Origin of the sequence: Flavobacterium sp. 22659, assembly GCF_052044235.1 — a bacterium.
Lineage (GTDB): Bacteria > Bacteroidota > Bacteroidia > Flavobacteriales > Flavobacteriaceae > Flavobacterium > Flavobacterium johnsoniae.
This window is the reverse complement of sequence record NZ_JBQEMU010000009.1, coordinates 112,145-138,124: the sequence shown is the minus strand read 5'-3', so window position 1 is coordinate 138,124 and position 25,980 is coordinate 112,145. Positions and strand designations below refer to the sequence as shown.

Sequence of the window (25,980 nt, the reverse complement as noted above, 5' to 3'; positions counted from 1 at the left end):
ATTAGCGACAATAATAATTAAAAAGATAAAAAAAAGCACAATCCCCAAATTGTGCTTTTAATTTTAAGTAAAAATTGAAATATATTTATTATCCTCTTCTCCCGCCTCCTCTAGAACTAGAACCGCTTTCTCTTTGCGGCTGGCTGTTTCCTCTTGACTCCTGGCTTGCACGAGGAGATTCAGAGCGCTGCATATTTTGAGATCTTGATGCATTTGATCTGTTTTCAGAATTTCCTCTGCTTTCAGAATAGCTTCTTGGAGATTCTGATCTTTGAACTGGTGCAGCAGATGAAGATCTGTTAGTGTTTCTGTTTTCAGAATAACTTCTTGGCGATTCACTTACTGATGAAGATGTTCTGTTAGTGTAATTTCTGTTTTCTGAATTTCCTCTTGGCGCAGTTGCATTAGAATTATTTCTTCCGTAATCTGCTCTTGGAGTATTATCAGTTCTTGGTGTGTTTACAGTTGCAGAATTTTCTCTGCTGGTTACACGATTTGTATTATTATAACTTCTGTTAGTTGTTGATCTGTTATCAGTATAATTTCTGTTTTCTGCAGAAACTCTTCCTGAGTTAGATCTGTTATAGTTGTACGTATTTTGAGTTCTGTTTAGGTCTCTGCTGGCAACTCTTCTTTGATCTAAGTCATATCTGTTGCTTACATTTGAGTGTCTGTCAGCAAAGCTGTAGTTTGGTCTCATTCTTTCGTAACCATATGTACGTCTTGTTTCATAAATAACAGGAGCTCTGTAACTTCTTCTTGTATTTACATAGTTATAGCTGTTATGAACATTAATACATACATTTATGTTATTTCTGTATCTATAAACAGGATAAGGTCTCCACGCTGTGTAATAAGTTGGGTAATATCCCCAATACCATGTAGAATAATAAGGTCTGTAATTTGTAACCCAGAATGAAGTATAAATTACCGGAGCAACACTGTAAACGGGTTCGTAGATGTAATTATCACCATATAAATAGGTGTTACCTACAACTTGAACACTTACTTTGTTGTAGTTGTCTCTTTCTACATCAATTGTAGCAACGTCCTGATAAACATCACGATCTAAAACCGCTTGTATAATTACAACGTGAGTTCTGTCTTCTACAGATTCGATTACACGTAAATAATCTACCTGGTCATCACCATTTAAGTCAAGGTTAGAAATTTGATATTTAGGATCGTTTAATCTTCTTTCAAAATCCTGAAGATTTGCAGATTCACCAAACATAGAAGCAACGGCTCTTAAATCTAAATTATCGCTTATATCTGAATTTTTTGCATACACCGTAGTTTGATTTTGTGCGGCACAAGAACCAAAAACTAATGCTGTAAAGGCTATTAAAAGTAATTTCGTTTTCATGATAAAATCATATTAAATTATTTGTATTAGGAGATATCCAATTACTGTGCCACAATTTTATTTATAGACTTTTGTGGTGTTAACTATCATGTTTTTAAGGTGTTATTGATTTGTTGAATTTTGGACTTGATTTTATTGAACAAATAAGGTCTGAAAATTATTATTTTCTGAAAAAAAAGGAAACCTATTTGAGATGTTATAAATAATCGTATTTTAGCATGAAACAAATTTTAATTTATATGAAAAAACTGATTTTATTTTGTGGTCTTTTTGTTTTGTTAATGTCTTTTACTTCATTTAATTACAACAGTAAAAAAGCATTTTACGGCGGATTTACCTCTATGACAATTGATACTTTGTTTAATGATAGAATTAGTATAAGAGCAATTGTAATAGACAAAAATAAAGTTTGGTATGGCGGAGATAACTCTCGTTTTGGATTTTATGATTTAGATAAAAAAGAAAAATTTGAAGAGCATATTTACCGTGACACGCTTAAATTAGAATTTAGAAGCATTGCACAAACTTCTAAAGATATTTTTTTGCTGAGTGTTGCAAATCCAGCACTCCTATATTCTGTTTCCAAAAAAGACCATAAAGTTAAATTGGTTTATAAAGAAGTTAACCCAAAGGTGTTTTACGACAGTATGCAGTTTTGGAACGATAAAGAAGGAATTGCTATTGGCGATCCAACAGAAGATACTTTTTCAGTAATTGTAACGCGTGACGGTGGAGAAACCTGGACAAAATTATTGTCAGATAAACTGCCGACAAATGCAGCCGGTGAAGCCGCTTTTGCTGCAAGTAATACTAATATAGTGATAAAAGGAAATGATACCTGGCTGGTTTCGGGAGGAAAAAAAGCACGTGTTTTTTATTCTCCTGATAAAGCAAAAACCTGGAAAGTGGTTGAAACTCCAATTGTTCAGGGCAAACAAATGACCGGTATTTTTACAGCAGATTTTTACGATTCTAAGCAAGGATTTATTGCAGGAGGAGATTATGATAAACCAAATAGTAAAATTAATAATAAAGCTTTTACTAAAGACGGCGGAAAAACCTGGGAGCTGATAGGGCAGGAAATGGGCTTTGGTTACGCATCATGTGTACAGTATGTTCCGGGAGGAAATGGAAGAGAAATCATTTGCGTAGGTTCTGAGGGGATACAATATTCTCAAAATGGAGGAGAAAACTGGACACAGCTTTCTACAGATTCAAAGTTTTTTACGATTCGTTTCGTAAATAGAAATACTGCAATTGCAGCCGGATATAACAAAGTTGTCCGTCTTAACTTTAAATAAAAAAACAAGAACCCTAAATAATAAAGTAAGTATTATTATATAGGGTTCTTATCGCTGTTGTATTGTAATGGCAATTAATTTTTGCCTGCTTTATCCCGGTATTGCTTTAGCAATTTTCGATTAAAATCATCTTCAGATTTTTTAAGCTTTAATATCTTTTTTGCCGGAAGCACCTTTTTTAGGTTTGACATGAATTTTTCGCGTAAAAGATATAATTCTTTGTCTGTGCTTTCAATTTGTGACAGCAATACTACCGCTTCTTTTTCTGAAAGAGAATTCAAATTATCGTCATCCAGTTTACGCAGATACGTTTTCATTTTATCATGACGCAGTTCAAACTGTTTGTCATCGTATGCATTGTAAATTGGCCAGAATTTTTCTGCTTCTGTCGAAGTAAGCTCAAGTTCTGTTGTCAAAAATGAAACTTTAAACGCTTTAACTTTTTCTCGCTTTTCATCGATTTTATCACTTTGAGCATAAAATGATAAAGTCGCTAAAAACAGAACTACCGTTAATATATTTTTGATTTTCATATTTATATAATTTTGTTTTTTATTCAGAAATTAAATTTTCAATATTTGGATTTGTTGCTAAAATATCCTCTAAGGTTTCTTCTTCTAATGCAACATTTTTATTTAGTTTGTCAATGTCTTTTGTGTCTAATTCTTTAATTAAATCGTATTGATTTAAATTTGACTGATAAGCAAGGTAAGTTTCTAAAGTTGCTTCGTCGAGTTCTTTTGATGCTTTATAATAATGGTTCGCAGTTGGAATCATAAAGGCAATAAAAATTGCGGCCGCCGCTGCGATCGAAATGACTTTTTTTCGTTTATAAAGAGGAATTACTTTTACTTCTCTTTCATTTATCTGTTCTAAAACTTTTGCCGAAAAAGTATCAAAATAATGATCTGGAGTTTTAAATCCAGCTGCTATTTTCGGTTCGTTTTCTAATTTAAATTCTTTCATAATGTCTATAAGATAATATTAGCTATAAAAGGTTTAATTTGACGTAACATATAATTCAATTTTTTTTACCGCATGGTGGTAAGATGCTTTTAAGGCGCCAACTGACGTTCCTAAAATTTCTGCGATTTCTTCGTATTTTAATTCTTCGAAATATTTCATTTTAAAAACCAATTGTTGCTTTTCGGGCAGTGTAACAATTGCTTTTTGAAGTTTGATCTGGATTTCATCGCCGTCAAAATAAACATCAGACTTTAAATTGTCGATAGTTTTATTTTGTAAATCTTCAGAAGTTATGCCTTTTAATTTTGCTTTTTGATTTAAAAAAGTCAACGCTTCGTTTGTTGCAATTCGATACATCCACGAGAAAAGTTTACTTTCTCCCTTAAAGTTTTTTAAGTACTGAAATACCTTTACGAAAGTATTCTGCAAAACATCATCTGTATCATCATGATTCAAAACAATGTTTCGAATATGAGAATACAAAGGTTTTTGATAATCAGATATAAGTTTTTGAAACGCTGTGTTCTGCGTTTTAGGATCTAATAATTGTTGTATAAATTCCTTCTCGTCGATCAAACTTCTTGATTTATCAAACTTTATAATCAGTTAGAATACAATTTATACAAAAGGTTTAATCAACCTTAAAAAAAATTAAAATTCAGACTGTTCTTCTTCTGGTTTTGCGGCTGGAGTAGTCGCTGCAGGTGCTGCTGGCTTTTGTGTAACAGGTTTTTGCACCGCTGGTTTTGCCGGAGCAGTTTCGGTTCCTGTTTCTGTTGAGTAATCTGGTGTGGTAACCGCAGCAGGAACCACTTTTGGTTTAATTGGGAAATAAATATCTGTAATTAATTTAGACGGACTTTTTACATCTAGTCTGCTTGCTTCTAAAACTTCCAGATGTGACCAGCTTAATTCAGGGATTATTTTTTCATTGTTAATATAAGCTGTAGTTTTTGCAATTGCTTCATTTGTATGGCTGTAATCGCCTTTTAAAGTAGTTTTTACAGCATCAAAAGCGTTTAGTTTTCCAGATAAAATATCACTTCCTGAACTAATAGAAATTTCTTTGTTTATTGGTAAACAAATAGAAATTTTCGCCAGTCCTTTTGCAGTATCATAAGTATGGTAGATAATGAAAGGTTTCCCGCTTGTGCTTAAGCCGTTAGTTTCGCTAAAGTGAATAAGTTTTGGAATTACAATTCGGGCATTTTTATTAATCTTCGGAATTTCACTTGTAAAAGTCTGTTTGATATAAGGAGTTTCAGTTTTCTTTACTACTCCGTTAACCTGTATGGCATATGTTTTAGTTTCGTAATCCAGATTCTTGTCGATGTTGGCAAGACTTTTTTCATAAATAGTTCCAATAACTTTATCAGAACCGCCGTTTAAAGCTGCATAAACTTTAAATAAAAAGCTCATTGTTCCTTTTGCTTTCCAGGTAACTTTTGTTTTTCCTGCTAAAGTATCTTTAAAAGTCCAGGTAACATCAGCTTCTGTACCGTCGTATTTCATTTTTTGCTCAATGCTTTCCCCATCTTTTGTTTTTAGGGTAACAGCGTTTCCTGTTCCTTCTTCGCCAGACCAGTAAAAAGAACCTCCGTTACCGGAAGTTTTATTTGGGAAAGTAAATTGTAATGTTGGATCTTCAACTGCCCACGATTCAAAATCTTCGTAATTTCTAAAATCATTTACATAATTATATACAGCAGCTTTTGGCGAATTGATGACTTTGCTTCTTTCTACAGAAAAAATTCCTTTTTGGGTAGCAACAAAAACGGTTAGGGCAACTAAACTTAATAATAGTAAAAGAAATAAGTATTTTAAAATCTTCATCGTGCAGGTTTTTCGTAAAGTTATAAATTTTATTGGGAGACTAAACTAATAACTAAAAATTAAATAATAGATTGTTATCTTTTTAAAAATATTTTGATGACAAACAAAAGGGCAATAAAAAGCAGAAATACTAATAATACCTTATAATTTCCTTTGTAAAAAACTTTATGAAGTTTAAGATCTCTGCGGTAAGCAAAAATCATAACGATTACAAATGCAATAAAAAAACAAACTCCGAATATTAATTGTCCCTGACTAAACATAGTTAAAAATTATTTTTGACAAATTTAGAGAATTGTATACGATTTGCTGCTAATTTGCCGTCTCATTTAATAGAATAAAAACATGAAAAAACAACTTGATGCGGTTACTGAATTTCATACTGCTTTTAAAATAGGACACAGCCAGACTCCAATTGCTGATTTGGGAGAAACTAAAAAACTGCTTCGTTATAATTTAATGAAAGAAGAAAACGAAGAATATCTTGAAGCGGTTAAAAATAATGATTTAGTCGAAATTGCTGATGCTCTTGGGGATATGATGTATATTTTATGCGGTACTATCATTGAACATGGTTTACAGGATAAAATTGAAGCTGTTTTTGATGAAATCCAACGCAGTAATATGAGTAAGTTAGGTGAGGACGGACAGCCTATTTATCGTGAAGACGGAAAAGTAATGAAAGGTCCAAATTATTTTAAACCTGACTTTTCGAAGTTGTTGTAAAATAAAAAACCCGACAAATTTTTAAAATCTGTCGGGTTTATATTTTTAACTAATTATGGATTATTGAACTTTAACTGTCCATCCGTAAGTATCTTCAGAAAGTTTGTTTTGAAGACTTGTTAATTTTTCTTTTAAGAATGAAGCATATGAATTCTCGATTGGAGTTAATTCAAAATACTCATCTTTGTATGAGAAGCCTTTAATAACGCTGATAACAGCGGCAGTTCCGGCTCCGAAAATTTCTTTTAAAGATCCGTTTTTAGCAGCTTCTACTAGTTCTGAAACAATTACCGGACGAACTTCAACATTTAATCCTTCTTTTTCTGCCATAGCAATTAAACTTTTTCTGGTAACACCATCTAAAATTCTTTCGCTTGTCGGAGCAGTTAATAAAGTATCGTTAATTCTGAAGAAAACGTTCATTGTTCCAGCTTCTTCTAACTTTGTATGAGTTGCATCGTCAGTCCAGATAACTTGCTGGAAACCATCTTTGTTTGCTAAGTTAGTTGGGTAAAACTGTGCAGCATAGTTTCCTGCAGCTTTTGCAGCACCAATTCCGCCATTTGCAGCGCGGCTGTAATGCTCAGCAATAATAACTTTTACTTCACCTCCGTAATATGCTTTTGCAGGAGAAAGTAAAATCATGAATTTATATTCGTCAGAAGGATTAGCAATTACTCCAGGTCCTGTAGCAATCATAAAAGGGCGAATGTACATACTTGCTCCGTTTCCTCTCTGAATCCATTCTTGGTCAATTTTTAATAATTCATTTAAACCGTCCATGAAAATATCTTCCGGAACTTCTGGCATTGCCATACGAACAGCAGAATTGTTAAAACGTTTGTAGTTTTCATCAGGTCTAAACAACCAAACATCATTATTTTCATCTTTATAAGCTTTCATTCCCTCAAAAATTGCTTGACCATAATGAAAGACTTTAGAAGAAGGATCCATTAAAATAGGCGCATAAGGCTTAATGACCGGAGTCTGCCATTGTCCGTTTTTGTAATCACATTCAAATAAATGGTCTGTAAATACAGCACCAAAGCTTAAGTTTTCAAAGTCTACAGAGCTTATCTTAGACGATTCAGCTTTTCTGATTTCAATTTTGCTTGTTTGAGTTGTACTCATAATTATGTAAAGTTTTTATCTATTTTGTATTCTTTCAGATGAAAATCTAACGTAATGATCTGATGAAGAATAGGTTTTATTGAATGCAAAATTACGGAAAAATATATAATTTACTTGGTAAAACTGCATTAATTCCTGCATTTGACTGAGATTTATTTATCTTACAATAAACCTAAAATTTTAGCGGAGTTTTATAAAGAATTTATGAAAAAACTGTCTTTTTTTAAGGCTTTACGCATTTGTTTTAATTAAATTTGACTGATAAAATAAACTCAAAATCAATAAAACACCATTGTAAAATTCGAAAATTGTGAAAAGGGAAATAATTAAAACGCTAGATGGTTCAACGACAATTCATTTGGAAGAGTGGAATGAAAGTTATCATTCTAAACATGGTGCAATACAGGAAGCAAAACACGTATTTATAATGAATGGACTTTCTCTATTTGAGAACAATCCGGTAAGTATAATGGAAATTGGTTTTGGGACTGGGCTAAACGCTTTTATTACTTTTTTGGAGTCTGAAAATAAAAATCAAAAAATTGACTATGTTGGAGTAGAGGGATATCCGGTAAATGCAGAAGAAGTTTTGGCTATGAATTATGTCGAAGAACTCGAAGCATTGGAATTTCGTAATATTTTCGAAGAAATGCATAAATCAGAATGGGGTGAAAAAATAGAAATTAGCAGCCGTTTCTCGTTAACCAAAAGGAAACAATTTTTTGATGAAATAAACGATTTAGAAATTTTTGATTTGATTTACTTTGACGCCTTTGGATATCGTGTTCAGCCGGAGCTTTGGAGTACTGAAATTTTTCAAAAAATGTACAATAGTTTAAAACCAAATGGAGTTCTTGTTACTTATGCAGCTCGTGGAGTTGTTAAAAGAAGTATGATTTCTGTTGGATTTACGGTCGAAAAATTGGCAGGGCCTCCGGGAAAACGAGAAATGTTTAGAGCCTTTAAAAAGGTTTAAGTGAGTTATTTAGAATAGTTCTATATTGATTTAAACGCATTAAGAAAACGTATTCGCTGCTAAAATTTTTAAAAAAATAAGTTAAAAATAGTGTCTGTGAATGTTATTTGTTTACATTTGTTGCGAGTTTAAAAATATAGATAACCCCCAAAAATCTTATTTTATTATGTCAAAAATGATGTTTGATTACACAAAATCAATACTTGAAAGAGTAAGTTTCGATCCGGTACTTTTCTGCAAAGAGTTAGAAAAAGCTATCAAAACACTGTTGCCTTACGAAATGGAACAATTACAAGAATGGTTATTAAGTTTTGTAATCGAAAAACCAGAATTAAAACCAAGTCTACAGCTAATTAAAGTATAAAAAAAAGGAGCCAATTTGGCTCCTTTTTTTATGATTACTTTTTTTGCAGCGGACTGATGATCTGCACATTCTGAAAAACAATAGCGCCTTTTACAACACCGGCAATTGTAGATCGAATGGCATCAATGATCTGCATTTTTAATTCGCTCTTTGGGTAAATTAAACTTACCTCTCGGGCAGGTTTTGGTTCCTTAAAGTTTCGTAATTTTAGTTTATCGGATTCTTTTAAGTCTAAAGTGTGCAAGTACGGAAGTAACGTTGTGCCCAAACCTTCATCGGCTAATTTTATTAAAGTTTCAAAACTGCCGCTTTGAATCTGAAAATTGTTTTGGTCGATATCAGTGCCGTTTTTGCATAAATTTAAAATTCCGTCTCTAAAACAATGTCCGTCTTGTAAAAGCAGGATTTCATTAATGTTTAAATCGGCAACTTCAATTTCTTCTTTTTGAAAACTATGATGATGTTCCGGAATATAAGCCACAAAAGGCTCAAAATACAAAACAATCTCTTTTATCTTTTCATCTTCAAGAGGCGTGGCAGCAATGGCAGCATCCAGATGACCGTTTTTTAATTTTACAATAATTTCATCTGTATTAAGCTCTTCAATTAAAAGCTTAACTTTTGGATATTTTTTAATGAAATTATTTAAAAACATTGGTAAAAGCGTTGGCATAATAGTAGGTATAATTCCTAATCGAAATTCTCCGCCAATAAAACCTTTCTGCTGTTCTACAATATCTTTGATTCGGTCAGCTTCGTTTACAATATTTTTAGCCTGATTTACAATTTTTTGTCCAATGTCTGTAAGCTGAATTGGTTTTTTACTTCTGTCGAAAATTAAAATATTAAGTTCTTCTTCAATTTTTTGAATCTGCATACTTAATGTTGGCTGTGTTACGAAACACTTTTCGGCGGCAAGTGTAAAGTTTTTATGCTCTGCAACAGCTAATACATATTGTAATTGAGTTATCGTCATTTTGATAGTAATTTTTGATGCAAAAATAGGTAAATATAATTTTTTTTTATAATTTTTTTAATCAAGTTACTTTAAATTTGTAGTAACTTAGTTATTAAAATACAAGATTATGAAAACAAATATTTTAGGATTACCTGTAAAAGAGTCAGAATTGTTAGTAGAAGAATTAAATGTGTTATTATCAAATTTTCAAGTTTACTATCAAAATTTAAGAGGAATTCATTGGAATATTCGTGGTAAACGTTTCTTTGATCTTCATGTAAAATTTGAAGAGTTATATACAGATTCACAATTAAAAATTGATATGATTGCCGAGAGAGTTTTGACAATTGGCGGGACTCCATTACATACTTTTGAAGATTATATTAAAAACAACAAATTAACAGTTGGAAAAAATATTTCAAACGACGAAAAAGCAGTTCACTTAATTGTAAATTCATTATCGGATTTATTGAAAATTGAAAGAGAAATTTTGAAAAAATCTGATGAAATTAACGATGAAGGTACGAATTCTATGATGAGTGACTTTATTGCAGAGCAGGAAAAAACCATTTGGATGATGAATGCATGGTTAGACGAAAGCTTGTAATAAGTTGTTTGTTAATGTGTTAAAAAGCAGAATGATCAAGTTTGGTCATTCTGCTTTTTTATTTTTGTTAAAATTGTATAAAAATTTTGCCTTCCGGCTTTGATTTTATTTGTTTAACGCTATTTTTGTTTCGATGAAAATACTTGCACGCATATTATTATTCATATTTATTGCCTTCTTATCGACCCCGACAATTGTTCAGGCGATAAAGAAAGGGAATAATACCTGCGTGTCTTTTAGTATTACTGAAGAAGAAGTTCATAAAGAACTTAAAAATATTGTGCATCCTGTTGTTTTAGAACATGAAGTGCTGATACCGGTTTACATTGAAAAGAAAACGATTGTTTCTGAAAACATCGTAAAACTAGATAATATTTCTCCGAGCATATTTGCTCCACCTCCCAATTTAGCATAATACTTCCGATTATTTGAAAGATGCTGTATTTGAAATAAATACGGCCGGTCTTTAATGTATTCATTTTTAGTATTGTATTATGACAAAAAAAATCAATCTTTTTGCCAACCTTAAATCTGATTTTGCTTCAGGTTTAGTGGTTTTCCTGGTGGCTCTTCCATTGTGTTTAGGTATTGCAATGGCTTCTGGAGCGCCGTTATTTTCTGGAATTATTGCAGGTGTTGTCGGTGGTATTGTGGTAGGTTATTTAAGCCAGTCACACATCAGCGTTTCGGGACCTGCAGCTGGATTAACAGCTATTATATTAACCGCTATTACTGATTTTGGCGCTTTTGATGTGTTTTTATTGTCTGTATTTATTGCAGGAATAATTCAATTAGCATTAGGATTTTTAAAAGCCGGAAGTATATCCAATTATTTTCCAACCAACGTAATCGAAGGAATGCTGGCGGGTATTGGAATTATTATTATTCTAAAACAAATACCGCACGCTTTTGGTTACGATGCTGATTTTGAAGGTGATCAGGCTTTTATTCAAAACGATGGAAGCAACTCCTTTTCATTTCTTTTTGACGTTTTAAATCACATTCATTTAGGTGCTGTTTTAATTTCGGCAATTTCACTTGCGGTTTTAATTTCTTGGGACAAAGTTCCGTTTTTAAAGAGATTGAAATTAGTTCCGGGTGCGCTTGTTGCTGTAATTTTAGGAGTGTTGTTAAACGAATTTTTTATATCTACAGGAAGCTCCTTGGCAATTGCAAAAGAACATTTGGTTTCTTTGCCTGTTCCAAAATCTTTTGATGAATTCAAGTCTATTCTGGTTACGCCAAATTTTGCTGCTATTACAAATCCGCAGGTTTGGGTTGTAGCTGTTACAATTGCCATTGTTGCTTCTATTGAAACACTTTTATGTATTGAAGCTTCAGACAGAATGGATGTCCAAAAACGTTATACAAATACAAACATTGAGCTTAAGGCGCAAGGTGTTGGTAATGTTATAAGTTCACTTTTAGGAGGACTGCCAATGACATCTGTAGTTGTTAGATCATCTGCCAATAATAATGCAGGTGCAAAATCAAAAATGTCAACCATTATTCATGGTGTGCTTTTATTAATAAGCGTTTTATCTATCCCGGTAATTTTAAATAAAATTCCATTGGCAACTTTGGCAACCGTTTTAATTTTAGTTGGATATAAATTAGCAAAACCAGCAACCTTTATGCATTTCTGGGAAAAGGGGAAATACCAGTTTATCCCTTTTATTGCAACTTTGGTCTTTGTCGTTGCGACAGATTTGCTTAAAGGAGTTGCGTTAGGAATTGTTATTAGTATCATCTTTGTTTTAAGAGGAAACTTAAAACGTGCGTATAACTTCAAGAAAGAAGAATACGAAGACGGTGATATTATTCATATCGATTTAGCGCAGGAAGTTTCGTTTTTAAACAAAGCTGCGATAAAACAAACATTGAGCGAAATTCCTGAAAATTCAAAAGTGGTTATTAATGCTCACGATACAGAGTATATTGCACACGATGTTCTGGATTTAATTCGTGAATTTAAAGAAACCCGTGCAGTCGACGAAAACATTAAGGTAAAACTGACTGGTTTTAAAGAAGCTTACGAATTAGAAAATACTCCGGAAAACAATAATCATGTAACAATAGAGCATTATTATGATATTGTAAAAAGAGAAGTTGTAAGAAAAGAAGAAGTTAAAGAAGGTTTTTAAAACAAATTATATAAATAAAGATATTTATCAGGTTTGAGAACTATCAAAATTTAAATAACTTTACAAAAATTAAAGGTGTTTTTGATATGCTTAAGCATTGATAATTCCAAAAAAACAAAAAAAAGGATGAGAAAGTTTTATGAACAAATACTAGAGAACAATAAAAAATGGGTTGAAGATTCTTTAGCAAAAGACCCGAATTACTTTGCTGATTTAGCTAAAGGACAATCACCGCCTTTATTATGGATTGGATGTTCTGACAGCCGTGTTCCTGCAAATGAAATTATTGGAGCAAAACCAGGTGAAGTTTTTGTTCACAGAAACATTGCTAACATGGTAGTTCACTCAGACATGAATATGTTAAGTGTACTGGATTATGCTGTAAACGTTTTAAAAGTAAAACACGTTATTGTATGCGGACATTACGGATGCGGTGGTGTAAAAGCAGCAATGGGACAGCAGTCTGTTGGAATTATCGACAACTGGCTTCGTCATATTAAAGATGAATACCGTCTGCATGACAAATATTTAAATTCAATTACTGACGAAACTGAGCGTTTTAATGCTTTTGTTGAAATCAATGCAAAAGAGCAGGTTTACAATTTAGCTAAAACTTCGATTGTGCAGGGAGCTTGGAAAAGCGGTCAGGATTTAATGCTTCACGGATGGGTTTACGGATTAAATTCTGGTTTTGTAACCGATTTAAATGTTACCATTAGTTCAAATGAAGAACTAGATCAGGTTTATCAGCTTGATCTTTAATATAAAAAGAAAATCGCCTCAAAAGGGCGATTTTTTTTATTCGTTTTCGTCTAGATTTTCATTAAATGCAGATGGTAACATGGTTGGTATAAACTTAATTAAAATCGGCAGTAATAAACTTCCTCCCGGAAGTAAAAATATAGTGAGCGACGGAATTGTTTTACAGATGTCTAAAAGTTGTTTCTTGACCTTTTTCTTTTCCTTTGCATCTAAATCTCTTGTTGTAGAGTAGGCCAGTAAAACCATTAATTCCTTACTTTGAACAATTTCTTTAATCAATCTGTTTTTGTTTCTTATAATCAGTTTTACAACGCTGTGCGTCATTTGATCGTAGAAATGCTTAACCGGATTTGAATAATTAAAGTATGGAATTTTCTTTTTATGTGTTGTAATAAAAGTATGTGTTGTGTCAATACTTTTGGTTACAAAATCATCGCCAACACCCATTGTAGAACCTAAGGAATACAAGAAATACGATTCTTCATTTTCAACAACACCATCACTCCATAAAGCCATTCCGGCCATATCAATCAGGTAATAATGTTCTAATTTATTTTTGAAATAATCCAATTGTAAAGTCTCTAAAGTCTCGACAGTAACTTTTGAAAATTTAGAATAACGAATAGAAGCTTCAAAAAGTTTAATTAATAAATCGTCGTGCTGCGATTTTATAGTTTTGGTTTTTAAAGCCAAACCTACTATGCCCAGAACGGTTTCCTCAATACGTTTTAAATATTTTTCTGGAATTTCACCATGTTCTAAATATTGTCTGAAAGCCAGAACATCAATAAACAAAAGTGCATTGGTTACTAAATGCGAAAAGTTTTTGCTTATAATACTGTCATTTGTCTGTACTCTTTCATCAATTATGCTTTCTAATGAATGAGAAGGACTGTCTTTTGGAAGCAGAATTTTAAACAAATTAAAGCCTTCCGGGTTCATTTGTTTATAGAACTTTACAACTTCGGTAATAAAATTGTTGGGTTCAGAGCTTCTTTTCTCTAAACAAAAAACATGGTAAAGTGTATTTAATAAGGCAACTTTAGAAATTTCGGTTTTAAACCAGCCTTTTATAGGAATTGGAATTTGAGAATCAATAGCAATGATGTGGCCATAAATAAACCCTGTTTCTCTCACTTTATAGTAAAAAGAATCTGTAGTTTCAAAAGGTATGGCCTCTGAAAACTTCTGCTCACTAAAAAATTTATCTATCCAGCCGTGTGCTGATGGGTTAATCATTGCATTAAATTTATAGCTGCAAAGCTATATCTTTTTCTTGTTACAGAATATATTAAAATAAAATAACCACTAGATTTTTGTGAAAATAGTGGTTATTGTAAATTTTTGCTTATTTAATGATCCCTGCACAGGCTACACGTCCGCCGGCATTTCCGGTTGGCTGAGTAGTAAAATCATCAGTTCCCTGATGAACAATTAAACCTTTGTTAAGTACATTTTTAGTTTCATCTTCACATCCTATGCACCATTCGTCTGTAGTAAATGTGATAGATCCGTTACCATTTGCATCTGCAGTAAAGTTTCCAATATCACCTTTGTGATATTCTCCAACACCCCATTTTCCATGTTTTTTGAAAGTAGGATTCCAGTGTCCGCCTGCAGAACTTCCATCAGCAGAGCTGCAATCAGCTTTTTCGTGAATATGTATTGCATGAACTCCCGGCTCTAGTCCAGTCATTTTTGCAGTAAAGGTAACCTTGCCGTTTTTTTCAGTAAAAACAGCAGTTCCTGCTACTTTACTGTTACTTTTTGGCTCTAAGGCAACCGTTATGGTTTTTGCATCGTTTGATTTTGTATTTGTCTTACAGCCAACAATTAAAGCTGTAATTATAGCGAAAGATACGATTAGTTTTTTCATAAATACGGGCATTTTAAATTAAAGATTAAGTAAATTTAACATAAAATAACGGAATAGTTTAACTCTAAAAGTTAAAAAAAAGTCAAACTATACTTTATAATTTAAGATTGATTGAGCACAAAAGCCAAAAAATATGCTTAAATTCGTGATAGTTTTTGTAGATATTTTCTGAAAACTAACTTTCCTAATTCATTCATATTTAATTCTTAATGTTATGATGAAAAAGATTTTTACTCTCGTTTTTATTAGTTCAATATTGCTTTCCTGCAATGTTTTTAAATGTAAAAAAACAGATGCCGTTTCAAAACTTGATGGAACCTGGGAACTAAATTTTATTACCGGACCGCGAATTACTTTTGATGGTTTGTATCCCAATAAAAAGCCTACTATTACTTTTAATACAAAAGACAATCAGGTTTCCGGCAATAGCAGTTGTAATAACTATACAGGTAAATTGGTTGTAGACGGAAACAAAATAGATTTTACACAGCCAATGGCAATGACAAAAATGATGTGCCTAAACGGACAGCAGGGCGAGCAGACGTATATGAGCACGCTTCAAAAAATAACTTCTTATGATATAACAGATGATGGTAAAACGCTGAATTTAATTTCGGGAGATATTGCCATGATGAGATTTACCAAAAAGTAAACTTCTGTTTTTAAGTAATAAAAATTGAATTGATATGAAAAATAAAGTATTCATTTTACTCGTTTTATCTGCCTTTTTGAATTTTTCTGCCTTTGCTCAGGAAAAAACGAAAAAAGAATTAAAAGCCGAACGTGAGGCGCAAAAGCAAAAAGAAATTGAAGCGCTTATTGATTCTAAAAATTTTGTTTTTGAGGCTCAAAAGCTTACCCCGCAAGGAGGAAGGCTCATTAATCTAGACTATAATATGTATTTTTTAAAGTTTAATACCGAAAAAACTACTGCAGATCTTCCGTTTTTTGGAAGGGGTTATAATGTAGGATACGGAAGCGACGGCGGAATTAAATTTGAAGGAATACCCGAAAATATTAAAGTAGAGAAAAAGAAGAAAAACACAACTATTAAGGCTTCTGTTAAAGGTAAAGATGATGTTTACGATTTGATGTTTACTATTTTTTATAATGGAGGCACCTCACTTTCGGTAAATAGTAATAATCGCGCGCCAATTTTTTATGATGGCGAAATAAGCGCCCCAAAAACAGATGAAAATAAAAAATAACATCTGCATAGTTTTTATGCTTTATAAAACTCTTTTGAAATGAATTACGATTTTAAAAACAATATATTTTGAATGCATAATTATTTAGAAACAAATTTAAAAATTGAAACTATGAAAAAATTAAGTCTTATTTTTATTATGGCCCTTGCCGCGTTTTCATCTTATGCACAGTCTTCATTTAAAGAAGATGTAGATGTTTTACAAAGTCTTTACGGAAAATCAAAAAGTGATCTCGTAAAACAATATATGAATTTGTCTGATGCACAATCGGCAGCTTTTACAAAAGTATATGACGATTATGAAGTACAGCGTAAAGCCCTTGGTCAGACTAAATTTCAATTAATTAATGATTATGCAGCTAATTATGAAACGCTTACTGATGCAAAAGCAGATGAATTGGCAAAAGCAACTTTAAAAAATCACATAGATTATGAAAAGTTGTATAGTAAAACATATGGAAAAGCAAAGAAAGCGATTGGAAGTATAAATGCTGCTAAATTTATTCAGTTAGAAGTATATCTTCAAACCATAATTCGATCTGAAATTCTGGAAGCAATTCCGTTTATTGGCGAATTAGATAAATCTAAAATCCAATAAAATCTCTTGATATATAAAAAAAGGCAGTTATTTTAAATAACTGCCTTTTTTTATCTGCTTTTCAAAAACTTATTTAGCCGTTTTAACTTTATAAATTTCATCGACCATTCCGTTACGGAAACTGTCCAGAGTAAGTTCCCAGAACATAATTCCTCCCAGTTTTTTCTCTTTTACATATTCAGTTTTTGCTTTGATGGATTTAAGATCATCAGATGTAGCAAAAGTTTTAGTCTGTGCATTATACCAATATGGAGCTTTTGCCTTATCATCCCAGAAATATTTCCAGCCATTAGCTTCGGTATAAGTTGTCGCGTAGTTTTTAAAATCAACACCTTGAAAATGCTCTCCAGCCTGATACAATCCGTTATTGATATTTTCTACATTTTTCCATTGTCTGGTATAAAATGCGCCTCCAATTACTAATTTTTCAGCCGGAACGCCTTGTTTTAATAAAAATTCAACAGCTCTGTCTGTAGATTCTTCTTTAGGATTTGTGCTGTATAATGGTGTATGATGACCAGTAACTTTTGAATATCCGTTTACTAAATCATAACTCATAATATTGATACGGTTTACAAATGGAGCAACAGCTTTCCAATCGATAGATTCGTCTAAACATTTTTGAAAACCTCCTGCAGCAAAACTCAATTCGTATTTTTTACCTAAAGTAGAACGTAATATTTTTACCAATTCAGTAAAATTAGGTTTATCAGCAGCTTGGTATAAATGTCCCGGAAGTCCTTCGATTGAAGGATATTCCCAGTCTAAATCTAAACCGTCTACTTTGAAATAATCACTTACTTCTTTTACAGATTTAGCAAATTTCAAACGTCCCTCAGCGGTTGAAAATGCATCTGAACAAGGTTCGCAGCCTCCCCAGCCGCCAAGTGATACAATAATTTTTAATTGTGGATTTTTAGCTTTTAAAGATACTAAGTGTTTAATAGTAAGAGAATCTTTAGCAGAGTCTACACTTAGTTTTCCATCTTTTAAATGACAGAAACTAAAAATAATTTGATTTAATTTACTGACTTCATATTGGTCAATTAATTGAGAATCGCCTGTGTAATAAGCAATAATGTCGAATTTTTTATTTTTCTGCGCAAAAGTTGTTGTGGATAAGATGCAGCAAAATAAAAGTGCAATTAGGTTAATTTGTTTCATTTTATGTTTTTTGAAGTTTTAGAACGCTAAATTTAAAACATTAGAATTTAAGATTTACTATCCTGCCTGCTTCGAAAAGTTAATTTTAACGAATATTTTGCAAATCGTTGCAAAAATATTGCGTGTAATGCTTTTACGGCTTTCAAAAATTGATAAAAAAATAAACCCGCACAGTTTCGGACTTGTGCGGGTTTAAACAAATTAAAAGCTAAAAACTATTTTGATATTAGAAGCAGTATGAATTTTCTGCAACTAATTTTTCTGCGATTTTTTCTCTTAATGCCACTACGTTTGGCAGGTTAGTGTATTTAGTGAAACGTTTAAGTCCCATTAACATCATACGCTGTTCGTCGCCTTCAGAGAAAGAAGCGATTCCTTCTTTTCCTCTTAAGTTTACAATATCCACCGCTTTGTACAAGTATAATTTTGCCATAGCGATTTGCTCTTGTACTTTATCTTCACCTTCTTTTTTAGCTAATTTCTCAGTTCTAAGAATAGTACTTTCAGCCATGTAGATTTCGATTAAGATATCAGCAGCAGCCATTAATAATTGTTGGTGAGAATCTAATTCAGGACCGTATTTTTGAACAGCGCTTCCGGCAACCATTAAGAAAACTTTTTTCAAGTTAGCAACGATTACTTTTTCTTCTGAGAATAATTCAGAGAAATCAGGCGTATCAAAAGATGGAATTCCCATTAATTCTTCCTGAACTTTCATTGCTGGTCCAAGTAAATCAACGTGTCCTTTCATTGCTTTTTTGATCAACATACCTACAGAAAGCATTCTGTTGATTTCGTTTGTTCCTTCGTAGATACGAGCGATACGAGCATCTCTCCAGGCACTCTCCATTGGAGTATCTTCAGAGAATCCCATTCCACCAAAAACCTGAATACCTTCGTCAGAACAGTTTTGAACGTCCTCAGAAACCGCTACTTTCAAGATAGAACACTCGATAGCATATTCTTCAACACCTTTTAATTCAGCTTCTTGGTGAGAAGTTCCTTCTGCTTCACGAGCAGCAATTCTGTCTTCAATGTCTTTTGCAGCACGGTAAGAGGCACTCTCTCCAGCGTAAGCATTAGTTGCCATTTCAGCTAATTTAGAGCGGATAGCTCCGAAAGATGAAATAGAAGTGTTGAACTGAATTCTTTCGTTAGCATATTTTACAGCTCCAGAAGTAACTCTTCTTTGAGCATCTAAACAAGCTGCAGCTAGTTTAATACGACCAACATTCAAAGCATTCATTGCAATTTTGAAACCGTTTCCTCTTTCAGATAACATATTTTCAACCGGAACTTTTGTTTCGTTGAAGAAAACCTGACGAGTAGATGAAGCACGGATTCCTAATTTATGTTCTTCTTCATTCATAGAAATTCCGTTTGAAGGATCGTTTTCTACGATGAAACCTGTAATATTTTTATCATCTCCAATACGAGCAAAAACGATGAAAACGCTGCAGAAACCTGCATTCGAAATCCACATTTTTTGTCCTGTAATAGAGTAGTACTTTCCATCATCAGATAAAACTGCTTTAGTTTTTCCTGAGTTAGCATCAGATCCTGCGCCTGGTTCAGTTAAGCAATAAGCTCCAAACCATTCTCCAGAAGCCAATTTCGGAACGTATTTTTTCTTTTGTTCTTCAGTACCGTAAAGTGTAATTGGCATAGTTCCAATTCCTGTATGAGCACCAAAAGCAGTTGAGAAAGAACCTGTTGCTCCAGAAATGTAGTCACAAACCAACATTGTAGAAACAAATCCCATTCCTAATCCGCCGTATTCTTCTGGAACTGCAACTCCCAGAAGTCCTAGTTCACCAGCTTTACGCATAGATGATTCTGTATACGCATAATCTTTTTTCTCAAAACGATCTTTGTGCGCCCATAATTCTTTGTCTACGAACTCCTTTACAGAGTCACGCATCATTAACTGCTCTTCTGAGAAATCTTCTGGTGTGAAGATATCTTCGCATTTTGTTTCTTTAACTAAAAACTGACCACCACGAGTCACGTTTTTTTCGATTGTATCTGCCATGATTATGTTTTTTTATATTTTGTTTTTGCTCAATCTTGTCATTGCGAGGAACGAAGCAACCACACTTGCTTTGCGCAATTGTTAGCGAGGTTGCTTCGTTCCTCGCAATGACCAAACTGGACGTATACTTTACTTAATACTACTTATTACAACACTTCGTAAATCCCCGCGCTTCCTTGCCCAGTACCCACACACATAGAAACGATTCCGTATCTATTACCTCTGCGTTTCATCTCATCAAATAACTGAACAGAAAGTTTAGCTCCTGTACATCCCAGAGGGTGACCTAAAGCGATTGCTCCACCGTTTACGTTTACGATTTCTGGATTTATGTTTAATTCGCGGGTTACTGCTAAAGCTTGTGAAGCAAAAGCCTCGTTTAACTCAATTAACTCGATATCGTTTAATGTTAATCCTGCTTGTTTTAAGGCTTTTGGAATAGCTTTTACTGGACCGATACCCATAATTCTTGGCTCAACACCAGAAGAAGCAAAGTTTACCAAACGTGCAATTGGCTCAAGATTTAATTCTTTTACCATTTCTTCGCTCATGATTAAAACGAAAGCAGCACCGTCGCTCATTTGAGAAGAGTTTCCTGCAGTTACACTTCCGTCAGCAGCGAAAACCGGTTTTAAACCTGCTAAAGCTTCTTTAGAAGTTCCTGCTCTTGGACCTTCGTCTTTATTTACAACGTATGACTTAGTTTCTTTTTTTCCATTTTCATTGATGAAAGTCTGCTCAACAGTAATTGGAACGATTTGTTTGTCAAATTTTCCTTCTGCCTGCGCTTTCAACGCTTTCATGTGGGAGTTGTAAGCAAACTCATCCTGATCTTCTCTAGAGATTTTGTATTGGTTAGCCACCGCCTCAGCAGTTAAGCCCATTCCCCAATAGTAATCTTCGTGACCCGCTGCAGCAACTTTATAATCCGGAGTTGGTTTGTAACCTCCCATCGGGATATAACTCATACTTTCTGCACCACCCGCAATGATACAATCTGCCATTCCTGATTGGATTTTAGCAGTCGCCATTCCAATAGTTTCTAATCCAGATGCGCAGTAGCGGTTTACTGTAACTCCAGGAACGTCTTCTACTTTTAATCCCATTAAAGAAATCAAACGTCCAACGTTAAGACCTTGTTCCGCTTCCGGCATGGCATTTCCTACCATAACGTCATCGATACGTTTTTTATCGAAATTAGGCAGTTCATCCATCATAAACTGGATCGTTTCTGCAGCTAATTCATCAGGTCTTTTAAATCTAAAAACACCTTTTGGAGCTTTTCCAACTGCTGTTCTATATGCTTTTACTATATATGCTGTTTTCATTTATAAAATGTATTAAGATTGGTGTATTAAGTATTAAGACTGCCAATCGATATAGTTATTATTTTTTTAGAGATCTTTGAAGCGCAAAATTCATGTTGCTGACTTCTACTAATTCATTTATTATAGTTGATATTTTTTCTTCAGCTATTAATTTCAAACGTTTTGAAATCATTAATTGAGTGATTAATTCATAAGTTGAACCATTTGCAATTCCTAAAAAATGAGCAAACTCATTATTAGAATTTCTACCAGAACCTTCAGCTATATTTGAAGGGATAGATACTGCACATCTTTTTATTTGACTTATTAAGTTAAATTTTTCATTTGAGGGTAATTCTGCACAAACTTTGTAGACGTTTTCTACAATATCCATAGCCTTTTGCCAGATTTTCAACTTTTCAAATTGATGCATAATTCTTTTAATCTTAATACTCAAATCTTAATACTCAATGCTAATTACGAAGCGGTTTTCCTTTAGTCAACATGTACTGGATTCTCTCTAAAGTCTTACGTTCTGTACATAAACTCAAGAAAGCTTCACGTTCGATATCTAATAAATATTGTTCAGAAACTAAAGTTGCTTCAGATAAATCACCACCAGCCATTACGTAAGCCAGTTTGTTAGCGATTTTCTTGTCATGCTCAGAAATGTATTTTCCAGCTTGCATTTGATCTGTTCCTACTAAGAACATACCCAAAGCTTGTTTTCCTAAAACTTTAATATCGTTTCTTCTGATTGGTTGTGTGTAACCAGCTTCTGCCATTAGCAAAGCATGTTTTTTAGCTTCAGCAATCTGACGATCTTTGTTGACTACAATAACGTCTTTTCCATGTTGTAAAAGTCCAGTGTCAAAAGCTTCATAACCAGAAGTCGAAACTTTAGCCATAGCGATTGTCAAGAAATACTCTTGAAGAACGTTTAATTCCACATCATTTTTGCGGAATAAATCTGAAGCTCTTAAAGTCATTTCTTTAGAACCACCACCGCCAGGGATAACTCCAACACCAAATTCAACTAATCCCATGTAAGTTTCTGCCGCAGCAACCACTTTATCAGCATGTAAGCTCATTTCGCATCCACCTCCAAAAGTCATTCCGTGAGGCGCCACTACAACTGGAATAGAAGAGTAACGAACACGCATCATGGTGTCTTGGAACAATTTAATTGCCATGTTCAATTCGTCGTATTCCTGCTCAACTGCCATCATGAAAATCATTCCGATATTAGCTCCAACAGAGAAATTCGCTGCTTGGTTACCAATAACTAAACCTTGATATTCTTTTTCAGATAAGTCGATTGCTTTATTGATTGCGGCAAGAACGTCGCCGCCAATTGTATTCATTTTAGATTGGAATTCTAAGTTTAAGATTCCGTCTCCTAAATCCTGAATGATTGCGCCACTGTTGCTCCAAACTTTTTTGCTTTCGCGAATGTTGTTTAGGATGATGAATGAATCTTGTCCAGGAACTTTTACTTGTGATTTTGTTGGAATGTTATAGAAATAAGTTGCCCCTTCTTTTACAGAGTAGAAACTATCGCTTCCAGAAGCTAACATTTCAGTAACCCATGCTGCAGGCTCTAAACCTTCTGCTTTCATGATTTCAATTCCTTTGGCAACACCAATAGCATCCCAGATTTCGAATGGACCATTTTCCCATCCAAAACCAGCTTTCATGGCATCGTCAATTTTATATAATTCGTCTGAGATTTCAGGAACTCTGTTTGACACATAAGCAAACATTCCGGCGAAACTCTTACGGTAGAATTCTCCCGCTTTGTCTGTTCCTTTTACTAAAACTTTAAAACGATTAATAGGTTTATCAATAGTTTTTGTTAGTTCAAGAGTAGCAAAATTTGCTTTTTTCGCAGCGCGGTATTCTAATGTATCTAAGTCTAAAGAAAGAATATCTTTATCTACTTTTTTATAAAAACCTTGTCCGGTTTTGCTTCCTAACCAATTATTTTCCATCATTTTGTTGATGAAATCAGGAAGTTTGAACAATTCGTGTTGCTCGTCGTTAGGACAGTTTTCGTAAATACCATTGGCAACGTGTACCAAAGTATCCAAACCAACAACGTCAACCGTACGGAAAGTAGCTGATTTTGGACGACCGATAACTGGTCCTGTCAATTTATCAACTTCTTCAATCGTTAATCCCATTTCTTTAACCAAATGGAATAAACTCTGGATTCCGTAAATACCAATTCTGTTTCCAATAAACGCCGGAGTATCTTTAGCAACAACAGAAGTTTTTCCTAAGAATTTAGATCCGTATTCGTTTAAGAAATCCAATACTTCAGTTGAAGTTTTTGGACCAGGAATAATTTCAAATAATTTTAAGTAACGCGCAGGGTTAAAAAAGTGAGTTCCGCAGAAGTGCTGTTGAAAATCTTCGCTTCTTCCTTCACTCATAAAGTGAATTGGAATACCAGAAGTATTAGAAGTAACTAAAGTTCCCGGTTTACGGAATTTCTCGATTTGTTCAAAAACTAATTTCTTAATGTCTAAACGCTCCACAACAACCTCAATAATCCAGTCAACATTGGCAATTTTTGCCATATCATCAGTTGTATTTCCAGTCGTGATTCGGTTTGCGAATTTCTGACTGTAAATAGGAGAGGGTTTTGATTTTAATGAATTCGCCAAATGTTCGTTTACCACACGGTTGCGAACGGCTTTACTTTCAAGTGTTAATCCTTTTTTAGCTTCAGCTTCGGTCAGTTCACGCGGTACAATGTCCAGAAGTAAAACTTCGACACCAATGTTAGCAAAATGACAAGCTATACCTGAACCCATAATTCCGGATCCAATTACAGCAACTTTTTTAATTGTGCGTTTCATATTGTTATTATTTGTTTGTAGGAGAAAATAAATGCTTTTTAAAAACTATTTATTTTCTGTGTTTTCTGTTTGATTAAATATGTTTTTATCGTGAATCAGTTCATTTATGATTTCAGAAACCTCGATAAAATGATTCAGTTTTTCCTCCGAAACATGTTTTCTTACCATTTCATTAAACTTCAGAACTGTATTTTTAGATAAATCTCTCTTTTCTTTCCCAAAATCGGTCAGATAGATTAAAACACCTCGGCCGTCGCTTGGGTTCTTTTTGCGAACAATTAAACCTTTTTCTTCCATAGATTTAAGTGTTCTTGTCAAGCTGGTTGCTTCCATGCCCATTCTCGGACCTAAAGCGGTTGATGGAGTTCCTTCTTCCTTATCCATACTTAAAAGAGCAAACCCTGTCGCCATTGTTGCATCGTATTTAGCAGCTTCTTCGTTATACATTCTTGAAACAGCCTGCCATGTAGCTCTCAAAATATAATCTATCGTTTTGTCTTTCATAGGTAACTATATCGATTTCAAATATAATTAAAAAATACTATGCATGCATATAATTTTTTAATAATTTTTTGGTTAGTTATAAAATATCCCTGATTTAGAGGGTTTTGGTGGTTTATTTTAAGTGTAATATACTATTCTTTTTTTAGATTTTAACATTTTTAATGCAGTAAAAATCTTTTTTTAATTTTTAAAAAGCATTTAATTCTATATTCCGTAAAAAATTATGCATTTATTTCAGTTGGTTTTTCAGAATCGTAGCGCGAAATTGCATCCTGTAGGGTCTTTTTCATACGATTTCTCAGACCTTCGGGCTTTAAAATCTCTAAACAGCTTCCAAAACCTAATAAAAGTCGTTCCATTTCGTAATTTGGAATTACATATATATGTATAATAACGCTTCCGTCTTCATTTTCCTTAATTAATCGCTGAGAGGTATGCAGAGGTTTTGTAAGTACATAAGGCGCATTTGAAGCATCGACCCATAACTCAATTCGTCTTGCATTCAATCCTGAATTCACCGTAACACCAATTACATCTTTATAAAAATTATCAGCATCAAAATCTTCTTCTAAATAAGGATGATTAAAATCGTAATCAATAGAAATGATTCTGTCCAATGCTAAATTGGTAATCGGCTGTGAGGCTTTCTTCTTTCCAATTAAAAACCAGCGGTTATTAAACTCTTTTAGTATAAAAGGATGAAAATGGAATTTTGTTTCTTCTCTGGATTTAAAAGATTTATAAGTAATAATGAGAACCATTTTCTTGATAATCGCCTGATAGATTTCGTCCAGATAATGGAGTCCTTTTAATTTCTCATTTTTATCCAGATAAATAACAGGTTTGGTATGCGATTTCTCGGCGTAGATTTTATCCTCTAATCGCTGTAGAATATCCGATACATCATTAAATAATGAGAAATCTTTAAATTGTTTCAGCATAGAAACCGTTTCCGTCAAAACATTCATATCGGTTTCCGTCAGCGGAATATCGGTTATCGAAAAATCTTCGTCTTCATATTTATAATACTTTTTATCGTAAACTACGATTGGCGCATTATAACCCAATTTCTCACTTCGCATCAGCTGAATATCCATCTGGATGGTTCGCTTGCTGATTGGATTTTGTCTTCCTTCATATTCAAATAAAGCTTCGGAGCATTCTTCGATTAAATCTTCGAGTGTCCATTGTCTGTATTTATTCTGCAGGCATTTATCGATGGTTTTGTATCGTATTAAGGCGTTTTTGTTTTGTGACATTATTGTGTTGTTTTTTGCGGCAAAGGCACAAAGGC

At 33.4% G+C, this 25,980-nt stretch carries 27 protein-coding genes; 11 read left to right on the top strand and 16 right to left on the bottom strand.

Annotated features, from left to right (window positions below; translation table 11 throughout):
- Window positions 1-88 precede the first annotated feature (88 nt).
- Entirely contained in the window at window positions 89-1,366 is a 1,278-nt protein-coding gene (locus tag ACTJIW_RS11535; RefSeq protein ID WP_440715099.1) for a hypothetical protein, read from the bottom strand.
- Window positions 1,367-1,605: 239 nt separating this feature from the next.
- Here ACTJIW_RS11535 and ACTJIW_RS11530 point away from each other — a divergent pair, with 239 nt between their 5' ends.
- Window positions 1,606-2,667: a WD40/YVTN/BNR-like repeat-containing protein gene (locus ACTJIW_RS11530; protein ID WP_073408818.1), complete on the top strand. Its 1,062-nt coding sequence runs from the start codon at window positions 1,606-1,608 to the stop codon at window positions 2,665-2,667.
- Window positions 2,668-2,741: 74 nt separating this feature from the next.
- Here ACTJIW_RS11530 and ACTJIW_RS11525 read toward each other — a convergent pair whose 3' ends face one another.
- From ACTJIW_RS11525 to ACTJIW_RS11510, 4 genes are all read right to left on the bottom strand, one after another.
- Window positions 2,742-3,200 carry a hypothetical protein gene (locus tag ACTJIW_RS11525; protein WP_012026742.1) on the bottom strand — a complete coding sequence of 153 codons (459 nt, stop codon included), beginning with the start codon at window positions 3,198-3,200 and terminating at the stop codon, window positions 2,742-2,744.
- Window positions 3,201-3,219: 19 nt separating this feature from the next.
- Entirely contained in the window at window positions 3,220-3,633 is a 414-nt protein-coding gene (locus tag ACTJIW_RS11520) for a hypothetical protein (protein WP_433812981.1), read from the bottom strand.
- A gap of 33 nt (window positions 3,634-3,666) precedes the next feature.
- Window positions 3,667-4,209 carry an RNA polymerase sigma factor gene (locus tag ACTJIW_RS11515; RefSeq protein WP_012026740.1) on the bottom strand — a complete coding sequence of 181 codons (543 nt, stop codon included), beginning with the start codon at window positions 4,207-4,209 and terminating at the stop codon, window positions 3,667-3,669.
- 75 nt (window positions 4,210-4,284) lie between these two features.
- Window positions 4,285-5,466, bottom strand: coding sequence for an SRPBCC family protein (locus ACTJIW_RS11510; protein ID WP_440715098.1), 1,182 nt, complete (start codon window positions 5,464-5,466; stop codon window positions 4,285-4,287).
- A 345-nt stretch (window positions 5,467-5,811) separates the two neighbouring features.
- Here ACTJIW_RS11510 and ACTJIW_RS11505 point away from each other — a divergent pair, with 345 nt between their 5' ends.
- Window positions 5,812-6,192, top strand: coding sequence for a nucleoside triphosphate pyrophosphohydrolase family protein (locus tag ACTJIW_RS11505; protein ID WP_012026738.1), 381 nt, complete (start codon window positions 5,812-5,814; stop codon window positions 6,190-6,192).
- Between the two features lie 60 nt (window positions 6,193-6,252).
- Here the strand turns inward: ACTJIW_RS11505 and ACTJIW_RS11500 are convergent, their stop codons facing one another.
- Window positions 6,253-7,323, bottom strand: a complete 1,071-nt coding sequence (locus tag ACTJIW_RS11500) for a branched-chain amino acid aminotransferase (RefSeq protein ID WP_012026735.1) — start codon at window positions 7,321-7,323, stop codon at window positions 6,253-6,255.
- 310 nt (window positions 7,324-7,633) lie between these two features.
- Here ACTJIW_RS11500 and mnmD point away from each other — a divergent pair, with 310 nt between their 5' ends.
- Window positions 7,634-8,299, top strand: coding sequence for a tRNA (5-methylaminomethyl-2-thiouridine)(34)-methyltransferase MnmD (gene mnmD, locus ACTJIW_RS11495; RefSeq protein ID WP_149206556.1), 666 nt, complete (start codon window positions 7,634-7,636; stop codon window positions 8,297-8,299).
- A gap of 166 nt (window positions 8,300-8,465) precedes the next feature.
- Entirely contained in the window at window positions 8,466-8,663 is a 198-nt protein-coding gene (locus ACTJIW_RS11490; protein ID WP_044048114.1) for a hypothetical protein, read from the top strand.
- Window positions 8,664-8,697: 34 nt separating this feature from the next.
- Here ACTJIW_RS11490 and ACTJIW_RS11485 read toward each other — a convergent pair whose 3' ends face one another.
- Complete coding sequence (locus ACTJIW_RS11485) at window positions 8,698-9,639, bottom strand: LysR substrate-binding domain-containing protein (protein ID WP_274250968.1); 942 nt, start codon at window positions 9,637-9,639, stop codon at window positions 8,698-8,700.
- Between the two features lie 109 nt (window positions 9,640-9,748).
- On the opposite strand from ACTJIW_RS11485, the gene ACTJIW_RS11480 reads away from it, so the two are divergent.
- From ACTJIW_RS11480 to can, 4 genes are all read left to right on the top strand, one after another.
- Window positions 9,749-10,228, top strand: coding sequence for a Dps family protein (locus ACTJIW_RS11480; RefSeq protein ID WP_012026731.1), 480 nt, complete (start codon window positions 9,749-9,751; stop codon window positions 10,226-10,228).
- A gap of 133 nt (window positions 10,229-10,361) precedes the next feature.
- Window positions 10,362-10,643, top strand: coding sequence for a hypothetical protein (locus ACTJIW_RS11475; protein WP_440715097.1), 282 nt, complete (start codon window positions 10,362-10,364; stop codon window positions 10,641-10,643).
- Window positions 10,644-10,722: 79 nt separating this feature from the next.
- Window positions 10,723-12,372, top strand: coding sequence for a SulP family inorganic anion transporter (locus tag ACTJIW_RS11470; protein WP_440715096.1), 1,650 nt, complete (start codon window positions 10,723-10,725; stop codon window positions 12,370-12,372).
- 126 nt (window positions 12,373-12,498) lie between these two features.
- Window positions 12,499-13,134: a carbonate dehydratase gene (gene can, locus ACTJIW_RS11465; RefSeq protein ID WP_012026728.1), complete on the top strand. Its 636-nt coding sequence runs from the start codon at window positions 12,499-12,501 to the stop codon at window positions 13,132-13,134.
- Between the two features lie 36 nt (window positions 13,135-13,170).
- Here the strand turns inward: can and ACTJIW_RS11460 are convergent, their stop codons facing one another.
- Window positions 13,171-14,373 (bottom strand): LETM1-related biofilm-associated protein, encoded by a 1,203-nt coding sequence (locus ACTJIW_RS11460; RefSeq protein WP_012026727.1) that lies wholly within the window; start codon window positions 14,371-14,373, stop codon window positions 13,171-13,173.
- A 109-nt stretch (window positions 14,374-14,482) separates the two neighbouring features.
- Complete coding sequence (locus tag ACTJIW_RS11455; protein ID WP_044048110.1) at window positions 14,483-15,010, bottom strand: superoxide dismutase family protein; 528 nt, start codon at window positions 15,008-15,010, stop codon at window positions 14,483-14,485.
- A 214-nt stretch (window positions 15,011-15,224) separates the two neighbouring features.
- On the opposite strand from ACTJIW_RS11455, the gene ACTJIW_RS11450 reads away from it, so the two are divergent.
- The 3 genes from ACTJIW_RS11450 (at window position 15,225) to ACTJIW_RS11440 (ending at window position 16,815) form a co-directional block, all read left to right on the top strand.
- Window positions 15,225-15,662: an META domain-containing protein gene (locus tag ACTJIW_RS11450; RefSeq protein ID WP_440715095.1), complete on the top strand. Its 438-nt coding sequence runs from the start codon at window positions 15,225-15,227 to the stop codon at window positions 15,660-15,662.
- Window positions 15,663-15,696: 34 nt separating this feature from the next.
- Window positions 15,697-16,218 carry a DUF4251 domain-containing protein gene (locus tag ACTJIW_RS11445; protein WP_440715094.1) on the top strand — a complete coding sequence of 174 codons (522 nt, stop codon included), beginning with the start codon at window positions 15,697-15,699 and terminating at the stop codon, window positions 16,216-16,218.
- Between the two features lie 111 nt (window positions 16,219-16,329).
- Window positions 16,330-16,815 carry a hypothetical protein gene (locus ACTJIW_RS11440; RefSeq protein WP_044048586.1) on the top strand — a complete coding sequence of 162 codons (486 nt, stop codon included), beginning with the start codon at window positions 16,330-16,332 and terminating at the stop codon, window positions 16,813-16,815.
- A gap of 69 nt (window positions 16,816-16,884) precedes the next feature.
- Here the strand turns inward: ACTJIW_RS11440 and ACTJIW_RS11435 are convergent, their stop codons facing one another.
- The 7 genes from ACTJIW_RS11435 to ACTJIW_RS11405 all read right to left on the bottom strand — a co-directional run bounded on the left by ACTJIW_RS11435 (window position 16,885) and on the right by ACTJIW_RS11405 (window position 25,945).
- The gene (locus ACTJIW_RS11435) at window positions 16,885-17,979 is read right to left on the bottom strand and encodes a glycoside hydrolase family 18 protein (protein WP_012026722.1); all 1,095 of its coding nucleotides are present in this window, start codon (window positions 17,977-17,979) and stop codon (window positions 16,885-16,887) included.
- Between the two features lie 226 nt (window positions 17,980-18,205).
- Window positions 18,206-20,011 carry an acyl-CoA dehydrogenase family protein gene (locus ACTJIW_RS11430; RefSeq protein ID WP_440715093.1) on the bottom strand — a complete coding sequence of 602 codons (1,806 nt, stop codon included), beginning with the start codon at window positions 20,009-20,011 and terminating at the stop codon, window positions 18,206-18,208.
- Window positions 20,012-20,157: 146 nt separating this feature from the next.
- Complete coding sequence (locus tag ACTJIW_RS11425; RefSeq protein WP_440715092.1) at window positions 20,158-21,339, bottom strand: thiolase family protein; 1,182 nt, start codon at window positions 21,337-21,339, stop codon at window positions 20,158-20,160.
- A 58-nt stretch (window positions 21,340-21,397) separates the two neighbouring features.
- On the bottom strand, window positions 21,398-21,751 hold the full coding sequence (locus tag ACTJIW_RS11420) for a four helix bundle protein (protein ID WP_274250958.1): 354 nt from the start codon (window positions 21,749-21,751) through the stop codon (window positions 21,398-21,400).
- Between the two features lie 40 nt (window positions 21,752-21,791).
- Complete coding sequence (locus tag ACTJIW_RS11415) at window positions 21,792-24,182, bottom strand: 3-hydroxyacyl-CoA dehydrogenase/enoyl-CoA hydratase family protein (RefSeq protein WP_274250957.1); 2,391 nt, start codon at window positions 24,180-24,182, stop codon at window positions 21,792-21,794.
- Window positions 24,183-24,227: 45 nt separating this feature from the next.
- Window positions 24,228-24,686, bottom strand: a complete 459-nt coding sequence (locus ACTJIW_RS11410; RefSeq protein ID WP_440715091.1) for a MarR family winged helix-turn-helix transcriptional regulator — start codon at window positions 24,684-24,686, stop codon at window positions 24,228-24,230.
- Window positions 24,687-24,907: 221 nt separating this feature from the next.
- Window positions 24,908-25,945 carry a helix-turn-helix transcriptional regulator gene (locus tag ACTJIW_RS11405; protein WP_274250956.1) on the bottom strand — a complete coding sequence of 346 codons (1,038 nt, stop codon included), beginning with the start codon at window positions 25,943-25,945 and terminating at the stop codon, window positions 24,908-24,910.
- Between the last annotated feature and the right edge of the window lie 35 nt (window positions 25,946-25,980).

What these genes read in the sequence shown, in the direction of transcription:
- ACTJIW_RS11535 (WP_440715099.1), bottom strand. Translation starts at nt 1,366, where the DNA reads ATGAAAACGAAATTACTTTTAATAGCCTTTACAGCATTAGTTTTTGGT.
- ACTJIW_RS11530 (WP_073408818.1), top strand. Translation starts at nt 1,606, where the DNA reads ATGAAAAAACTGATTTTATTTTGTGGTCTTTTTGTTTTGTTAATGTCT.
- ACTJIW_RS11525 (WP_012026742.1), bottom strand. Translation starts at nt 3,200, where the DNA reads ATGAAAATCAAAAATATATTAACGGTAGTTCTGTTTTTAGCGACTTTA.
- ACTJIW_RS11520 (WP_433812981.1), bottom strand. Translation starts at nt 3,633, where the DNA reads ATGAAAGAATTTAAATTAGAAAACGAACCGAAAATAGCAGCTGGATTT.
- ACTJIW_RS11510 (WP_440715098.1), bottom strand. Translation starts at nt 5,466, where the DNA reads ATGAAGATTTTAAAATACTTATTTCTTTTACTATTATTAAGTTTAGTT.
- ACTJIW_RS11505 (WP_012026738.1), top strand. Translation starts at nt 5,812, where the DNA reads ATGAAAAAACAACTTGATGCGGTTACTGAATTTCATACTGCTTTTAAA.
- ACTJIW_RS11500 (WP_012026735.1), bottom strand. Translation starts at nt 7,323, where the DNA reads ATGAGTACAACTCAAACAAGCAAAATTGAAATCAGAAAAGCTGAATCG.
- ACTJIW_RS11490 (WP_044048114.1), top strand. Translation starts at nt 8,466, where the DNA reads ATGTCAAAAATGATGTTTGATTACACAAAATCAATACTTGAAAGAGTA.
- ACTJIW_RS11485 (WP_274250968.1), bottom strand. Translation starts at nt 9,639, where the DNA reads ATGACGATAACTCAATTACAATATGTATTAGCTGTTGCAGAGCATAAA.
- ACTJIW_RS11480 (WP_012026731.1), top strand. Translation starts at nt 9,749, where the DNA reads ATGAAAACAAATATTTTAGGATTACCTGTAAAAGAGTCAGAATTGTTA.
- ACTJIW_RS11475 (WP_440715097.1), top strand. Translation starts at nt 10,362, where the DNA reads ATGAAAATACTTGCACGCATATTATTATTCATATTTATTGCCTTCTTA.
- ACTJIW_RS11470 (WP_440715096.1), top strand. Translation starts at nt 10,723, where the DNA reads ATGACAAAAAAAATCAATCTTTTTGCCAACCTTAAATCTGATTTTGCT.
- can (WP_012026728.1), top strand. Translation starts at nt 12,499, where the DNA reads ATGAGAAAGTTTTATGAACAAATACTAGAGAACAATAAAAAATGGGTT.
- ACTJIW_RS11460 (WP_012026727.1), bottom strand. Translation starts at nt 14,373, where the DNA reads ATGATTAACCCATCAGCACACGGCTGGATAGATAAATTTTTTAGTGAG.
- ACTJIW_RS11455 (WP_044048110.1), bottom strand. Translation starts at nt 15,010, where the DNA reads ATGAAAAAACTAATCGTATCTTTCGCTATAATTACAGCTTTAATTGTT.
- ACTJIW_RS11450 (WP_440715095.1), top strand. Translation starts at nt 15,225, where the DNA reads ATGATGAAAAAGATTTTTACTCTCGTTTTTATTAGTTCAATATTGCTT.
- ACTJIW_RS11445 (WP_440715094.1), top strand. Translation starts at nt 15,697, where the DNA reads ATGAAAAATAAAGTATTCATTTTACTCGTTTTATCTGCCTTTTTGAAT.
- ACTJIW_RS11440 (WP_044048586.1), top strand. Translation starts at nt 16,330, where the DNA reads ATGAAAAAATTAAGTCTTATTTTTATTATGGCCCTTGCCGCGTTTTCA.
- ACTJIW_RS11435 (WP_012026722.1), bottom strand. Translation starts at nt 17,979, where the DNA reads ATGAAACAAATTAACCTAATTGCACTTTTATTTTGCTGCATCTTATCC.
- ACTJIW_RS11430 (WP_440715093.1), bottom strand. Translation starts at nt 20,011, where the DNA reads ATGGCAGATACAATCGAAAAAAACGTGACTCGTGGTGGTCAGTTTTTA.
- ACTJIW_RS11425 (WP_440715092.1), bottom strand. Translation starts at nt 21,339, where the DNA reads ATGAAAACAGCATATATAGTAAAAGCATATAGAACAGCAGTTGGAAAA.
- ACTJIW_RS11420 (WP_274250958.1), bottom strand. Translation starts at nt 21,751, where the DNA reads ATGCATCAATTTGAAAAGTTGAAAATCTGGCAAAAGGCTATGGATATT.
- ACTJIW_RS11415 (WP_274250957.1), bottom strand. Translation starts at nt 24,182, where the DNA reads ATGAAACGCACAATTAAAAAAGTTGCTGTAATTGGATCCGGAATTATG.
- ACTJIW_RS11410 (WP_440715091.1), bottom strand. Translation starts at nt 24,686, where the DNA reads ATGAAAGACAAAACGATAGATTATATTTTGAGAGCTACATGGCAGGCT.
- ACTJIW_RS11405 (WP_274250956.1), bottom strand. Translation starts at nt 25,945, where the DNA reads ATGTCACAAAACAAAAACGCCTTAATACGATACAAAACCATCGATAAA.